Genomic DNA, 14,495 nt, shown 5'->3' on the forward strand with positions numbered 1-14,495 from the left:
GGGTCACATCGGGGCGGAACAGGCCGGTCCCCTTGGCGGGGTCGCCGCCGGTGCCCTCCATCACGCCGTCGGCGTAGCTCCGCTCCACCTGCTGGTAGGCCCAGTGGGTGGCCGGTACGTCTGAAAAGTGCTGGACCGCCGACGCCCCCGCCGGGGCCGCCAGACCAAGAGACAGGGCCAGGGCCAGGGTCAGGGGAAGGAATTTCTTTGTCATGGGGATGACCTCCTTTTCTGTCGTTGTCGGTTCAAAACCTGCGCGTGGGGCGGGTCACAGGGCGGCCAGGGCCTGCTCCAGGTCGGCCAGAAGGTCGGCGGGGTCCTCAATGCCCACGGAGAGCCGGATGAGGTCGGGGGAGACCCCGGCGGCGGCCAGCTCGGCGTCGTTCATCTGCCGGTGGGTGGTGGAGGCGGGGTGGAGGACGCAGGTCTTGGCGTCGGCCACGTGGGTGGCGATGGAGCACAGCTTCAGCCCCGCCATGAATTTGGAGGCGGCCTCCCGGCCACCCTTCACGCCGAAGGAGACCACGCCGCAGGTGCCGTGGGGCAGGTACTTCTCCACCAGGGCGCGGCAGGGGCTGCCCGCCAGGCCGGGGTAGTTGACCCAGGCCACCTTGTCGTGGCCCTCCAGATAGCGGGCCGCCTCCAGGGCGTTGGCGCAGTGTCTGGCCATGCGCAGGGGGAGGGTCTCCAGCCCCACGTTGAGGAGGTAGGCGTTCATGGGGGCGGGGCTGGCCCCGAAGTCCCGCATGAGCTGGGCGGTGGCCTTGGTGATGTAGGCCCCGGCCAGACCGAATTTCTCGGCGTAGGTGATGCCGTGGTAGCTCTCATCCGGGGTGGTGAGGCCGGGGAATTTGTCGGCGTGGGCGGTCCAGTCGAATTTGCCCGCGTCCACGATGGCCCCGCCCACGGCGTTGGCGTGGCCGTCCATGTACTTGGTGGTGGAGTGGGTGACGATGTCGGCCCCCCACTGGAAGGGGCGGCAGTTCACCGGGGTGGGGAAGGTGTTGTCCACGATGAGGGGCACCCCGTGGGCGTGGGCCGCCCGGGCGAACTTCTCGATGTCCAGTACGGCGAGGGCCGGGTTGGCGATGGTCTCGCCGAAGACGGCCTTGGTGTTGGGGCGGAAGGCGGCTTCCAGCTCGGCGTCGGAGCAGTCGGGGGAGACAAAGGTGAAGTCCACCCCCATGCGCTTCATGGTGACGGAAAAGAGGTTGAAGGTGCCGCCGTAGATGGCAGAGGAGCACACCACATGGTCCCCGCAGCCGGCGATGTTGAACACGGCGAAGAAGTTGGCCGCCTGGCCGGAGGAGGTCAGCATGGCGGCGGAGCCCCCCTCCAGGGCGCAGATCTTGGCGGCCACGGCGTCGCTGGTGGGGTTCTGGAGCCGGGTGTAGAAGTAGCCCTCGGCCTCCAGGTCGAAGAGGGCGCCCATGGCCTCGCCGGTGGCGTAGCGGAAGGTGGTGGACTGGACGATGGGGAGGTTGCGGGGCTCGCCGTTGCCGGGGACGTAGCCGGCGTGGAGACAGTTGGTGCTCAGGCGGTAGTCGGACATGGGGCATCTTCCTTTCTCGGTGTGGGTAATTGCACTTAGACTACGCGCATTACCGCCGTTTGTCAATGAAAAATCAGGAGACCACCAGGTCGGGGTTGGGCTCCAGGGGGCGGTCAGCCGCCACGCCGCCGAACTCCTCCACCGACTCCCCCTCCACCAGCAGGAAGACGGCGTCCACGTTGGGGAGCTGGCAGAGGGTGTTGACGATGGCGTAGAGGAGGAGGCGGTCCTGGCCGGGGGCGGCGGAGCCGGAGAGGAAGGCGGCGTTGAAGTTCACATAGCAGACGCCCCCCTCGTCCACCCACAGGTCGACGGGCTGGGCGTCGGCGGGGAGGGGCAGGGAGAGCCCCGGGGTCTCCGGCCCGGCCAGAAGGGCCTGGAGCAGGACCTCCGCCGGGGCGCTGCCGCCGGGGATGAGCAGCTCCCGCCGCTCCGCGGCAAGCCCGCCCTCCTCCCGGAGGAAACAGAGGGCGGCGGAGAGGTAGACCGGCTCGTCCTCGGCGCTGGAGAGGAGGACGTCGGTTTCCCGGAGGAGCTGGTGGTCCCGGTAGGAGATGGGTTCCCCCTCCACCAGGATGGAGACGGCCTCCACCCCCTCCACCTGGAGGAGGGTGAGGGCAATGCAGTAGTCGGCCACGGTGAGGTCTACCCCGGACAGCCCGCCGTAGTGCTCGGAGAGGTCCACCTGGCACACCCCGTCGGTAAGGGTGGGGGGCGCGAGCTGATAGACCCCCGCGGGGAAGGGGGAGCGCAGCTCGTCGTTGACGGGCCCGGAGAGCAGACATTCCACCAGGGCGGTGAGGAGGTCGGCCTGCTCGGGGATGCGCCGGGTCTCACACAGCACGGCGGGCCCCTGGACGGGGCGGGCGGGCTCCCCCTCCGGCAGGGGGGCGGCGAAGTAGACCGGCTGGTCCGTCCCGCCCCCGGCGGCGGGGGCGCAGCCGGTGAGGGCCAGGGCAAGGGCGCAGAGCAGGCTCAGGATGCGGATGTTCACGGCGTCGGCCCCCCTTTCTCCTCCCGGCGGGGAAAGGCCACCTGGAAGCGGCTGCCCCCCGCCTCCCGGCGCTCGGCGGTGACGGCGCCGCCGTGCTGCCGGGCGGTGTCCCGGACGATGGACAGGCCCAGGCCGGTGCCGCCGGCGGCCCGGGACCGGGCCTTGTCCACCCGGTAAAAGCGGTCAAAGATCTTGGGCAGGTCCTCCTCGGGGATGCCCACGCCGGTGTCCTCCACCGTGAGGAGAATGAGGTCCCCCATGGAGCGCAGGTCCACCATGACATGGCCGCCGGGGACGTTGTACTTCACGGCGTTTTCCATCAGGTTGAAGGCGATTTGATAAAGGTCGTCCTCGGTGGCCTCCACCACGCAGCCGGGCTGGAGGGCGGTCTCCACGGAGATGTTCCGGTCCCCGGCCAGGGGGAGGAGCATGCGCCCCACCTTTTCCACCACGGCGGCCACATCCACCGGGGCCGTCTCCACGGGGGCGGCGCTGTCCATGCGGGTGAGGGTGAGGAGCTTTTCCGAGATGCGGGTCAGGCGGTCGGCCTCCTCGCCGATGTCGGAGACGAAGTCCCGCACCATGTCCGGGTCCATGCCGTCGGTCTGGAGGATGGAGTCGGTGAGCAGGCGGATGGAGGCCAGGGGGGTCTTGAGCTCGTGGGAGGCGTCGGAGACGAAGCGGCGGCGGACCTCCTCGGTGGTCTGGAGCCGGTCAGTGAGCTGGTTGAATTCCCCGGCCAGCTGGCTGAGCTCGTCGCCGCCCCGGATGCTCACCCGGTGGCTGTATTCCCCCTCCCGGACGATGCGGATGGCCCGGAGCAGGTCGCCCACCCGCCGGGTGAGGGCCTTGGAGAAAAAGACGCTCAAAATGAGGACCAGCACGCAGATGACCAGGGAGATGGAGCGCAGGTTCCGCTGGATCTCGGTGAGGAGGGCCCCCTGGTCGGCGTCCCGCTCGTAGAGATAGACGCAGCCGATGGTCATGTCCCGGTAGATGACGGGGACGGCGGAGCGGCTGTGAAAGGCCCCGTCCAGGTAGGAGGAGGTGGCCACGTCATAGCCCCGGAGGGCGGCGGTGACCTCCCCCAGCATGGCGTAACGCCCCTGGGTGAAGCGGAGCTCGTCGCTGTCGTAGAGGATAAGGCCGAACTCGTCGGTGACCAGCACCCGGAACTGCCCGGTGTAGCCCAGGGGCTCCACATAGTCCCGGACGGCTTCGGCGGTGAGGGCCTCGGTGCGGGCGATGGTGTCGGCAATGACGGCGGCCTGGGACTGGAGCAGGCTGGCCTTGGACCGGAAGACCAGGTCCTGGGAGACCAGCACCGGGTAGGTGTTGAGCAGGATGAGCACCGCCGCGATGATGATGATGTAGGTCAGGGCGAATTTGAGCTGGAGGGAGCGGCGGAAGGGGATCTTCTCCGCTCCGGGCAGGTGGGCCACGGTCTTCACCTCCTAAAACTACCGGCTTGGGTCAGCCGTTTTTCAGATAATAGCCCACGCCCCACTTGGTGAGGATGTATTCCGGGTTGGCCGGGTCCAGCTCCAGCTTCTCCCGGAGCCGGCGGATGTGGACGTCCACGGTGCGGTATTCGCCGGCGTACTCATAGCCCCAGACGATGTTCAGCAGGTTTTCCCGGGAGTAGACCCGGCCTGGATTGCGCATCAGCAGCTCCATGAGGTCGAATTCCTTGGCGGTGAGGTCCACCGGGGTGCCGTCCCGGAGGGCGGAACGCTCGTCGGCATCCAGGACGATGTGGCCCTGGGTGAGGCGGGCGGCCTTTTCCTTCTGGCCGGCGGCGCCGGCGCGGCGGAGCATGGCCCGGATACGGGCCTTGAGCTCCAGGATGTTGAAGGGCTTGGTCACATAGTCGTCGGCCCCGCACTCAAAGCCGATGATCTTGTCCGTGTCCTCGCTGCGGGCGGTGAGCATGATGATGGGCACATTGGAGAACTCCCGGATGCGCATACAGGCCTGGAGCCCGTCGATCCCGGGCATCATCAGGTCCAGGATGATGAGGTCAAAGCCGCCGCCCCGGGCCAGCTCCACCGCCTGCTCCCCGTCGTAGCCCACCTCCACCTGATAGCCCTCGTTTTCCAGATTGAATTTGATGCCCTTCACCAGCACCTTTTCGTCGTCTACCACCAGGATCTTTGCCATATGTGCCTCCTATTCTGACGGGCGGAGCCTCACTCCACCGTGATATAATCCATGAGTCCCTCCAGCGTGCCCGGGCCGATGCCGTCCACCCGGGCCAGGTCCTCCGGGATGCGGAAGGGGCCGTTGGCCGCCCGGTCGGCCACAATGTCGGCGGCCCGCTTTTCCCCGATGCCGGGGAGGGTCTCCAGCTCCGCGGCGTCGGCGGTGTTGATGTTCACCCTGCCCGGCGTCCCGGGGGCGGGCGGTTCGGGAGTAGGGAGGGGGACGCGGGTCTCCGCGGCTGGCCGGGCCTCCACCCGGTAGGGCGCTCCGCCGCTGCGCGTCCCCAGAAAATAGCCCGCCGCCAAAAGCAGCGCGGCGGCGGTGATCCCCAGCAGGACCTTCTCCAGCGTGGAAATTTTTATGTCGCCCACCTCCAACCGATTGCACCCGCCGCTGCGGTCTGATATAATAGCTTGCACAAGAACGGACGGCCTGTGTGCCGTGCAAACGATTATATCATATTTGCTAGGAGTTTCCCATGAAAAAATATCGACGCAGACTGCTTTCTCTCCTCCTCGCCCTGGGGCTGACCGCCTCTCTGTCCGCCCCGACTGCCCTGGCCGCCGGGCCGGACGGGACCGAGCCGCCGGCGGCGACGCCAGGGGCCGGCCCGGTGGTGGAGGAGAAGGAGCCGGTGGAGAGCCGGCTTGTCAATGAGATGCATGTGGAGGCCGCCGCCGCCATCCTGGTGGCCGCCGACACCGGCGCCGTCCTCTACGATCAGGATTCCCATGTGCAGCGTTACCCCGCCAGCATCACCAAGGTGATGACCTCCCTGCTCACCCTGGAGGCTGTGGAGCGGGGGGAGCTGACCCTGGATACGGTGCTCACCGCCGGCGGCAGTCTCCACACGGGCATCGGCGAGAACGCCTCCACCGCCGACATCAAGGAGGGCGAGCAGCTGCGGGTGATCGACCTGCTCAACGCGGCGCTGCTGCCCTCCGCCAATGAGGCGTGCAACATCCTGGCCGAGGCGGTGGCGGGCTCCGTGGACGCCTTTGTGGAGCAGATGAACCAGCGGGCGGCGGAGCTGGGCATGGAGGACACCCATTTCGCCAACACCCACGGCTATCACGACCCGGACCACTACACCACCGCCTACGACATCGCCCTCATGTGCCAGGAGGCCATGAAGTACGAGACCTTCCGCACCATCGTCTCCTCGCTGAACTATACCATGCCCGCCACGAATATGCACGAGGAGCGCATCATCCGCTCCACCAATGCCCTGGTGTCCACCTTCCGGATCACGGGCTACTACTATCAGTATGCCGCCGGCATCAAGACCGGCCATACCCCCGAGGCGGGCTACTGCCTGGCCTCCTCCGCCACCAAGGAGGACCGGAGCCTCATCGCCGTGGTGCTGGGCTGCGAGCGGGTGCCCGGGACCACCGGCAGCGAGGGCTTTACCTATTTCAGCGAGTCCACCCGGCTGCTGGAGTGGGGCTTCAACAGCTTCGCCACCAAAAAGCTGCTGGACGCCACCTACTTTGCCGGCACCATCCCGGTGGACCTCTCCCGGGAGACTGACCGCATCGGCGTCCAGGCCGTCGGCGAGCTGGAGGCCATCCTGCCCAACGACCTGGACCCCGCCGACTTCCAGCTCACCCCCGTCTATGACACGGAGCGCCTGGAGGCCCCGGTGACCAAGGGGCAGGTGGTGGGCCATGTCACCGTCTCCAACGGGGACACGGTGTACGGACAGCTGGACCTGGCGGTGGTGGACAGTGTGGAGCGCTCCGAGCTCCTCTACCGCCTGGCCCAGATAGAGGCGTTCTTCGGCCAGCTCTGGGTGAAGGTGGTCCTCATCGCTCTGGGGGTCCTCGCTGTGGTGCTGCTGCTGCGCTGGCTCCTCTTTGGCCGCCGCCGACGCTACGGCGGCGCCCGCCGCCCCCACCGGAGCAGCCGTTACAGTGGCCGCCGCCGGAGGAGATATTAAAAAGACCGTGAGAACGCGCTGCCCGGAATAGAGAAAGGGGAGGGGAACGGAAGTGCTGTATGTGGTGATCCTCCTTGTGCTGGGGGGCCTGATGGTGGCAAAGCCGGAATTTCTCTGGAAGCTGGAGCATCTCCTCACCGTCAAGGACGGAGAGCCCACCGAGCTCTATCTGACCCTCATGCGGCTGGGCGGTGGGTTCTTTGTTGTCGCGGCCATTGGCTGCGGGCTCTATCTGCTGCTGCGCTGAGCAAAATTCCAAAAGGACCGTCGAGGCGCCGCATGGGCGGCGCTTCGGCGGTCTTTTTCTGCCCTGCGGGCCTTGACAAAACATGCTATACTATACTTGAAGAAGTATGTCCCCACAAAAGGCGGACGGAAAACAGGGTGCAAAGGAGAGGTGCGTATCATGACGGAGCGGTACGACGTTGCCATCATCGGCTGTGGAGAGGCCGGGATCTATGCGGGCTACGAGCTGATGAAGCGGAACCCCGAATTGAAGGTGGTGGTCCTGGAGCAGGGCCGGGACATTTACAGCCGGAGCTGCCCCATCGTGGCGGGAAAGGTGAAGGACTGCATCCAGTGTAAGGTCTGCGATACCATGTGCGGCTTCGGCGGCGCGGGGGCCTTCTCCGACGGAAAGTTCAACTTCACCACCGCCTTCGGCGGCTGGCTCACCGACTTCATGGACGCCAAGGAGGTCATGGACCTCATTGAATATGTGGACTCCATCAATGTGGAGCACGGGGCCACCACCGAGATGTTCTCCACCTCCACCCCGGAGGCCAAGGCCCTGGAAAAGAAGGCCCTGGAGTTTGACCTCCACCTCCTCCAGGCCCGGTGCAAGCACCTGGGCACCGAGAAGAATCTGGTCATCCTCCAGAACATCTACGAGGACCTGAAAAAGGGCATCGAGTTCCGCTTCAACACCGCCGTCAAGACCATCGACGCCGCAGACGGCGGCTACCGCCTGGGCCTGGAGAAGGGGGACGAGGTCTGCTGCGACTGGCTCATCGCTGCCCCTGGCCGCTCCGGCGCGGAGTGGTTTGCCAACGAGTGCAAGCGCCTGGGCATTGCCCTCATCAACAACCAGGTGGACATCGGCGTCCGGGTGGAGCTGCCCGCCCGGGTCTTCGAGCACATCACCGATGTGGTCTACGAGTCCAAGCTAGTCTACCGCACCAAGCAGTACGGCGACCAGGTGCGCACCTTCTGCATGAACCCCTACGGCCACGTGGTGGCCGAGAACGTGGAGGGCATCAACACGGTCAACGGCCACTCCTACGCCGACCCCGCCCTCCAGAGCGAGAACACCAACTTCGCCCTGCTGGTGTCCAACCGGTTTACCGAGCCCTTCAACGAGCCCTATCGCTACGGTAAGCACATCGCCTCTCTCAGCAACATGCTGGCCGGCGGGGTGCTGGTCCAGCGTTTCGGCGACCTGGTGAAGGGCATGCGCACCAACGCCCACCGCATGAGCAAGTCCTTTACCCGGCCCACCCTCACCGCCGCCGTCCCCGGCGACCTCAGTCTGGCCCTGCCCAAGAGGCAGCTGGACGACATCATTGAGATGATCTTCCAGCTGGACAAGATCGCCCCCGGCACCGCCAACTACGACACCCTCCTCTACGGTGCCGAGGTCAAGTTCTACTCCTCCCGCCTCACCCTCTCCCCTGAGCTGGAGACCAAGCTGCCCGGCATGTTTGCCATTGGCGACGGCGCCGGCATCACCCGCGGCCTGGCCCAGGCCGGGGCGTCTGGCGTGAAGGTGGCCCAGGTCATCTCCAGCCGCCTGAAATAAGGGGCCCCGGCGGGCCAGGCCGCCCAAGCCCCACTGGCTCTGCTCCCGCGTCATTCTGAGGCCGCAGGCCGAAGAATCCGTCTTTCTCCCCCAACGCTGCGTGAAGGGAGGGGGGGACGGATCCTTCGCTGTCGCTCAGGATGACAGGGAAAGAGCGCAGGATGACAGGGGGCTCGGATGACAGCAGGGGAGCGCACGCAGCTTTCGCCGCCTGTGGTGGAAGCGGAGAAAACGGACTTTGCGACGACGAGGCCCAGGCCGGGGCGTCTGGCGTGAAGGTGGCCCAGGTCATCTCCAGCCGCCTGAAATAAGGGGCCCCGGCGGGCCAGGCCGCCCCAGTCCCGCGGCTCTGCTCCCGCGTCATTCTGAGGCCGCAGGCCGAAGAATCCGTCCTTCTCCCCCAACGCTGCATGAAGGGAGGGGGGACGGATCCTTCGCTGCCGCTCAGGATGACAGGGAAAGAGCGCAGGATGACAGGGGAGAAGCGCAGGATGACAGGGGGCTCGGATGACAGCAAGGGAGCGCGCGCAGCTTTCGCCGCCTGCGGTGGAAGCGGAGAAAGCGGACTTTGCGACGACGAGGCCCAGCGCCGTCCCCCGAGGGACGGCGCCGTTTTTTCTACATCGGTTATACGATGGGATATGCATGCCACAGTCCGTGGCCATCCGGGCGTAAAACGGCTTTCCACAAGGGTTTTCCACATTATCCACAGGGTTATCCACAGCCCCTTATGTAAACCTTAAGCCGTGGATTATTCACACAGGTAGACATAATACGACTGTCAAGGGGAAGTTACGCGGCATTTTCGCCAAATTTGTAAAGAGCCCCGCATACAGAAGAAAACAAGGGAGGTCAGACGTATGTCAGAGCTCATTGCAGCCATGTCCACGCCGGCGGTCCCCGCCGCCATCGGAGTCCTGCGGCTGTCCGGGCCGGGGGCGGCGGAATGTGCCGACAGGGTCTTTCGGGCGGCCAATGGCAGGCCACTTGCGGAGGCAGAGGACCGCCGTCTGGTGTACGGTTCTCTGCTGGACCGGGAGGGCCATGTCATTGACCGGGTGCTGGCCACGGTCTCCCGGGCCCCCCACAGCTATACCGGAGAGGACACGGCGGAGCTCCAGTGTCACGGCGCGCCGGCGGTGCTGGCCCTGGCGCTGGAGGCCCTGTACGCCGCCGGGGCCCGCCCGGCCCGGCCGGGGGAATTCACCCAGCGGGCCTTCCTCAACGGCAAGCTGGATCTCACCCAGGCCGAGGCGGTGGCCGACCTGCTGGAGGCGGAAACCCCCCAGGCCGTCCGGACGGCGGCGGGGCAGCTCACCGGCGCCCTGTCCCGGCGGGTGGAGGGGCTTTACAACAGCCTTGTGGACCTACTGGCCCACTTCCACGCCGTGCTGGACTACCCCGACGAGGACATCGACCCCTTCCGGGCCCAGGAGCTGGAGGAGTCGCTGGAGACGGGGATCCGGGGGCTGGAGGAGCTGCTGGCCACCTATGAGCGGGGCAGATTCCTGACCCAGGGGGTGCCCTGCGCCATCGTGGGATTGCCCAACGCGGGCAAGTCCTCCCTCCTGAACGCCCTGCTGGGCTACCAGCGGGCCATCGTCACCGACATCCCCGGCACCACCAGGGACACGGTGGAGGAGCGGTGCGTGGTGGGGGGCATGCTGCTGCGGCTCATCGACACGGCGGGCCTGCGGGACACGGACGACCCGGTGGAGCGGCTGGGCGTGGAGCGGAGCCGGGCGGCCCTGGCCGGGGCGGAGCTGGCCCTGGTGCTCATGGACGGCTCCGACGCCGGGGAGGACCCGGACCGGCTGCTCTCTGAGCTGGCCCTCTGGGAGGAGGCCGCCCGCCGCTGCCGGCGGGTGGTGCTGGTACTCACCAAGGCCGACCTGCCCCAGGGGCGGAACCGGAGCTTCTTCGCCCCCGGCGAGGAGGCCCCCCCGGTGGTCCGGCTCAGCGCCAAAACAGGGGAGGGGCTGGAGGCCCTGGGGGCGGCGGTGGCCCGTCTTTTCCCCAAGGGAAGCGGCGGCGAGGCCGGGGCCATGCTCACCAACGCCCGCCAGGCCCAGGCGGCCAAGACCGCTCTGGAGGCCCTTCGGGGGGCCGAGACGGGGCTTCTGGCCGGGGTCACCCCCGACGCCGTCCTCACCGACGTGGAGGGGGCCCTGGACGCCCTGGCCCAGCTCACCGGGCGATCCGTCCGGGAGGATGTGGTGGCGCGGATCTTCTCCCGCTTCTGCGTGGGGAAGTAGTTCTTTTTCCTGTAAGAAAAAGAACTTTGGTACCACTCCGGATCTGGTTGCAGACGGCAAAGCCTGCGCCCGGTGACGATCGGTCGATCAAATAACATAAAGCGGGCGCTGCTATCAGCAGCGCCCGCAGTGTCGTTTGGGTGGAACGAAAGATTGTGAACCTTCTACCTTCTTTTGGGGAATATATTTTAGATAATTATATTTTTACTGTCCTATCATCGTGATCAGATGCAGCCATTTCAGTTCCATAACTAAAGCCAATAGAACCATATCCAGGGATAGAAAATGTGGGGGAAGTCACAATGGTAGAATGACCATATTCTCCATAAAGGGAGAGGTCATGCATTTCATAGTTGTGATATAATGTAAAAACTCCAAATCCAGACTTTGCCCAGTAAGTATTATCTTCTTTTACCATTGAGAATTTGAATCCTCCTCCAAACGAATTAGGCCCAGAGTTTTCAACATATGTGCCGGAACCAATTTGAGTTTTTGTGCCATCACCAAAAAGATATGTAACGGTGCAATTTTTCCCCATAATTGTCCAATCATTCCATGTTAAAGCAACAATGTCGGTAGTTTTAATGAAAGGAACACCGGACCATTCAAAGTCAAATGTAACTCTTGCATTTGTTCTATTTTGAGATGCGGACCAAGTCACATAATCAATTAGGACACTAAAACTGAGCGTTGCAGCAAGCGATCTTAATTGTTCTTCTGAGCCCGTGAAATTCCTAAATAGCGTAATTTGTTCCTGAGAGTAACCCATATTTTTAAGGGCATAATCAGGATAATCTGTATATTGCTCAAGATAATTTTTGTAAGAAATCGGAAGATTGTATATGTCGTTAATTTCTTCAGTGGAATAACCCTCATGGAATAGTTGCTGGCGGCTACGATTAGAAAGATTCAATAATAAATCATATTCATTTACTTTAGCATAATAGGAGGAATTATCAGAATCTGAAATGATTGCTGCATTACAGAAAGAAATATTGCAGAGGAACACCATAATTAGCAGAAGAGCATAAAATTTTTTCATAGAGCTACTCCTTTCAAGATTGTTTTTTACGTAGATAAACTTGTATAACAAAACGAACTTTATTCCCCCCTTACATCTTCTACATCTATTGTTGTGGTACCACCAGAGTACTGTGCTTTTGTCTCCGCAATCATTTCCGCGATCAGGCAGGTACACAGGGCAACGAATCCAACCGTCAAAAACAGCCCCCAGTAGAGAAAGTAGAGAAACTGTTCTGAGATCCCGCCGCCAAAGAGCCTGGAGCAGAGGGGAACGGCCAGGTAAGCCCCGCCGAAGAGAAATAAAAAGAAATAGATGCCCAAAGAGATCGGAACAAAGGCTGGGGAGAGTGGAGAGAGCCGATCCCTCCGCCGCTTCTCCGGGGGGTAGATGAGCTGGTCCACCGGGACCCCCAAAAGGACAGCCAGTTGTCCCAATGTCTCCACGTCCGGCCTGGAGATGCTGCGCTCCCAGTTGGAGATGGTCTGTCGGGTCACCGCCATTTTTTCTGCCAATTCCGCTTGGGTCATTCCCCTCTGCCTGCGTAGGCGGAGCATGTTTTCTGCAACAGGATTCATGGGCGCTCCCTCCTCTTCTGGCTCTATGCTAAGGGCGGTTCGGTAAATTGTCAAGCAAAGAACGCTTGCCTGAGGGCAAAGGGACTTTGCAGACCAGAAAGCAGAGGGTACACAGGGGAAAAAGGGGGCAGCGCCCGTCACTTTTTGTTCAGAAAAGCGGATTTTGATTTACTTTCCGGGTGAACGGGGGTATGATGGTGGCAGCAGCTGCGGGGCCGGGAACGGGCCGGCCCCGGGCACAGACGGAGAGAAGGGGGACAGCGTATGAAGGGAGGCAAACGACTGTCAGTCAATACAGCCCTGAGCATCCTGCTCATCGCGGCATGCGTGAGTATGCTTCTGTTCGGGATTTCCCAGGTTCGGGTCAAGCTGCTTCAGAACACCCAGGACCTCGGCATGTCTTTGGCTGAGAGCTATGCCGCCGAGGAGGAGGTCCATGTGAGCACCTTTACCAACCTCCTGGAGCTGGGCACCCAGTATGTGGAGGAGCTCAACGGGGCGGGAGCGGCAAGCGGTGAGCTCCAGCAGTGGCTCCACGGCTACTTCTCCAAGATCACCGCCATCGTGGGGGAGAACGTGATCGACCCCTATGCCGTCATCGGCGGCACGATTGTGGCGGCCAATCCCTGGGAGGGCGACGACGGCTACGACTACGCGCGTACAGATTGGTACCGCATGGCCCAGAGGGCCGGAGGGGCGGTCATCTTCACCGACGCCTATGTAGATGCCATCACCGGCGAGCCGGTCATCACAGCGGCCAAAAAATTCAAGGGCTCCGACGATGTGCTGGCCATGGATATCTTCCCCCAGAATCTCCACAGCAGGACGGAGGGCAAGGTCCTTCCCGAGGACAGCTCCCTCTACCTGTGCGACGCCACGGGAAGACTGCTCTTTTCTGACACGAGCTGGGATGCCGGCAGCGTACAGCTCCAGGACTATGTGGACCGGCTTCTGGCCGGGATCAGGGATGGTTCCCTGGCCTCCTATAACGCCTCCTTCCAGGACCCGATGGGGGTGGACCGGGGGGTCTATTATCACCAGATGAGCAACGGCTGGACAGTCGTTCTCACCATCCCCTTCCGGACCGTTCTCATGGGGGAATGGAACCGCACGATTGCGGTCATGGCGGTGACCTCCGCCCTGGTGACGGCGGTCATCGTGGTCATGGTGGTCCGGGATCTGGCCAACAACCGCCGCATCCGCCGGGCTGACAACACCATCCACATCCTGGGGGATTCCTTCTACGCCATCTATCGGGTGAATTACAAAAAAGGGGCCTACGCGGCCATCAAATTCTCGCCGGAGCTGGAAAAGCTCCTGCCGGAGACGGGGGACTACCAGGACCTTCTCCAGGCCCTGGAGAACCTGGTGGAGCCAGACGCCGTCCAGGAGTTCGCCCAGGCCTTTTCCCTGGAGAGCATCCGAAGCCGGGTGGCCGCCCGGCTCCCCGACTACGGCGGGGACTATCGGCGGCTGTTCGGCGACGTCTACAAGTGGGTGAACATCCGCACCCTCTACGACGGCGTCCGGGCCCCCGACGAGGTCATCCTCTGTTTCCGGGAGGTGGACCAGGAAAAGCGGCAGCAGCTCCAGCACATGGACATCCTCCAGGAGGCCCTGGACACCGCCCAAAAGAGCACGAGGGACAAAAACGCCTTCTTTTCCAGCATGTCCCACGATATGCGCACCCCCCTCAACGCCATCATCGGCCTTTCGGAGCTGGCCCAGCGGGACCGGGAGGACCGGGAAAAAGTGAACGACTACATCCGGAAGATCGAGTTCTCCGGCAAACAGCTCCTGGCCCTCATCAACGACATCCTGGAGCTCTCCCGGCTGGAGTCGGGCCGGAATACCCTGGACTGCCGCCCCTTTGACCTGGGGCAGTGTGTGGAGGACATCGCGTCTGTGTTCCGGGATATGGCCCGGAAGGAGGACCGGGTCTTCTCCGTAAAGCTGGACCTCGCCGACCAGTCGGTGGAGGGGGACCCCCACAGGCTGGGGCAGATCCTCAATAACCTCCTATTACAATAAATTTGGACAGGAAAGCCGGGCAGCCAGTCCGGCTTTCCCTCCATCTCGAGCCTAAGCTACAATAAGGGGAGCAACTGGCTGACCCTTGCCTCCTTGGGCTTTTATGTCCGTTGGAAAGACTGTTA

Annotated in this window: 13 protein-coding genes and 1 pseudogene; 6 read left to right on the top strand and 8 right to left on the bottom strand. The window is 63.5% G+C overall.

Annotated features, from left to right (window positions below):
* The 6 genes and pseudogenes from Q0Y09_RS10480 to Q0Y09_RS10505 form a co-directional block, all read right to left on the bottom strand.
* Positions 1-214: pseudogene (locus tag Q0Y09_RS10480) on the bottom strand (hypothetical protein); the annotation flags it as partial.
* 54 nt (positions 215-268) lie between these two features.
* Positions 269-1,552 carry an O-acetylhomoserine aminocarboxypropyltransferase/cysteine synthase family protein gene (locus Q0Y09_RS10485; RefSeq protein WP_297721157.1) on the bottom strand — a complete coding sequence of 428 codons (1,284 nt, stop codon included), beginning with the start codon at positions 1,550-1,552 and terminating at the stop codon, positions 269-271.
* A 73-nt stretch (positions 1,553-1,625) separates the two neighbouring features.
* Complete coding sequence (locus Q0Y09_RS10490; protein WP_297721159.1) at positions 1,626-2,546, bottom strand: GerMN domain-containing protein; 921 nt, start codon at positions 2,544-2,546, stop codon at positions 1,626-1,628.
* The gene (locus Q0Y09_RS10495) at positions 2,543-3,988 is read right to left on the bottom strand and encodes a HAMP domain-containing sensor histidine kinase (protein ID WP_297721161.1); all 1,446 of its coding nucleotides are present in this window, start codon (positions 3,986-3,988) and stop codon (positions 2,543-2,545) included. The genes Q0Y09_RS10490 and Q0Y09_RS10495 overlap by 4 nt, the downstream gene beginning before the upstream one ends.
* A gap of 31 nt (positions 3,989-4,019) precedes the next feature.
* Complete coding sequence (locus Q0Y09_RS10500) at positions 4,020-4,706, bottom strand: response regulator transcription factor (RefSeq protein ID WP_297721163.1); 687 nt, start codon at positions 4,704-4,706, stop codon at positions 4,020-4,022.
* Positions 4,707-4,735: 29 nt separating this feature from the next.
* Positions 4,736-5,167 (bottom strand): ComEA family DNA-binding protein, encoded by a 432-nt coding sequence (locus Q0Y09_RS10505; protein WP_297721165.1) that lies wholly within the window; start codon positions 5,165-5,167, stop codon positions 4,736-4,738.
* A gap of 59 nt (positions 5,168-5,226) precedes the next feature.
* Here Q0Y09_RS10505 and Q0Y09_RS10510 point away from each other — a divergent pair, with 59 nt between their 5' ends.
* The 5 genes from Q0Y09_RS10510 (at position 5,227) to mnmE (ending at position 10,740) form a co-directional block, all read left to right on the top strand.
* Positions 5,227-6,687 carry a D-alanyl-D-alanine carboxypeptidase family protein gene (locus Q0Y09_RS10510; protein WP_297721167.1) on the top strand — a complete coding sequence of 487 codons (1,461 nt, stop codon included), beginning with the start codon at positions 5,227-5,229 and terminating at the stop codon, positions 6,685-6,687.
* 52 nt (positions 6,688-6,739) lie between these two features.
* Positions 6,740-6,934: a DUF6199 family natural product biosynthesis protein gene (locus Q0Y09_RS10515; RefSeq protein ID WP_297721169.1), complete on the top strand. Its 195-nt coding sequence runs from the start codon at positions 6,740-6,742 to the stop codon at positions 6,932-6,934.
* Positions 6,935-7,093: 159 nt separating this feature from the next.
* Complete coding sequence (locus Q0Y09_RS10520; RefSeq protein WP_297721172.1) at positions 7,094-8,485, top strand: NAD(P)/FAD-dependent oxidoreductase; 1,392 nt, start codon at positions 7,094-7,096, stop codon at positions 8,483-8,485.
* A gap of 140 nt (positions 8,486-8,625) precedes the next feature.
* Positions 8,626-8,796: a hypothetical protein gene (locus Q0Y09_RS10525; protein WP_297721175.1), complete on the top strand. Its 171-nt coding sequence runs from the start codon at positions 8,626-8,628 to the stop codon at positions 8,794-8,796.
* Positions 8,797-9,345: 549 nt separating this feature from the next.
* Complete coding sequence (gene mnmE, locus Q0Y09_RS10530) at positions 9,346-10,740, top strand: tRNA uridine-5-carboxymethylaminomethyl(34) synthesis GTPase MnmE (protein ID WP_297721178.1); 1,395 nt, start codon at positions 9,346-9,348, stop codon at positions 10,738-10,740.
* 196 nt (positions 10,741-10,936) lie between these two features.
* On the opposite strand, the gene Q0Y09_RS10535 is transcribed toward mnmE, so the two are convergent.
* Complete coding sequence (locus tag Q0Y09_RS10535) at positions 10,937-11,782, bottom strand: hypothetical protein (RefSeq protein ID WP_297721181.1); 846 nt, start codon at positions 11,780-11,782, stop codon at positions 10,937-10,939.
* Positions 11,783-11,841: 59 nt separating this feature from the next.
* A complete protein-coding gene (locus tag Q0Y09_RS10540; protein ID WP_297721184.1) occupies positions 11,842-12,339 on the bottom strand; it encodes a helix-turn-helix transcriptional regulator in 498 nt (165 codons plus the stop codon).
* 264 nt (positions 12,340-12,603) lie between these two features.
* On the opposite strand from Q0Y09_RS10540, the gene Q0Y09_RS10545 reads away from it, so the two are divergent.
* Positions 12,604-14,370, top strand: a complete 1,767-nt coding sequence (locus Q0Y09_RS10545; RefSeq protein ID WP_297721187.1) for a histidine kinase dimerization/phospho-acceptor domain-containing protein — start codon at positions 12,604-12,606, stop codon at positions 14,368-14,370.
* Positions 14,371-14,495: the final 125 nt, after the last annotated feature.

The organism is Intestinimonas sp., assembly GCF_026169115.1.
In the GTDB taxonomy this organism is placed as follows: Bacteria; Bacillota; Clostridia; order Oscillospirales; family Oscillospiraceae; genus Intestinimonas.

What these genes read in the sequence shown, in the direction of transcription:
- Q0Y09_RS10485 (WP_297721157.1), bottom strand. Translation starts at nt 1,552, where the DNA reads ATGTCCGACTACCGCCTGAGCACCAACTGTCTCCACGCCGGCTACGTC.
- Q0Y09_RS10500 (WP_297721163.1), bottom strand. Translation starts at nt 4,706, where the DNA reads ATGGCAAAGATCCTGGTGGTAGACGACGAAAAGGTGCTGGTGAAGGGC.
- Q0Y09_RS10510 (WP_297721167.1), top strand. Translation starts at nt 5,227, where the DNA reads ATGAAAAAATATCGACGCAGACTGCTTTCTCTCCTCCTCGCCCTGGGG.
- Q0Y09_RS10520 (WP_297721172.1), top strand. Translation starts at nt 7,094, where the DNA reads ATGACGGAGCGGTACGACGTTGCCATCATCGGCTGTGGAGAGGCCGGG.
- Q0Y09_RS10525 (WP_297721175.1), top strand. Translation starts at nt 8,626, where the DNA reads ATGACAGGGAAAGAGCGCAGGATGACAGGGGGCTCGGATGACAGCAGG.
- mnmE (WP_297721178.1), top strand. Translation starts at nt 9,346, where the DNA reads ATGTCAGAGCTCATTGCAGCCATGTCCACGCCGGCGGTCCCCGCCGCC.
- Q0Y09_RS10535 (WP_297721181.1), bottom strand. Translation starts at nt 11,782, where the DNA reads ATGAAAAAATTTTATGCTCTTCTGCTAATTATGGTGTTCCTCTGCAAT.
- Q0Y09_RS10540 (WP_297721184.1), bottom strand. Translation starts at nt 12,339, where the DNA reads ATGAATCCTGTTGCAGAAAACATGCTCCGCCTACGCAGGCAGAGGGGA.
- Q0Y09_RS10545 (WP_297721187.1), top strand. Translation starts at nt 12,604, where the DNA reads ATGAAGGGAGGCAAACGACTGTCAGTCAATACAGCCCTGAGCATCCTG.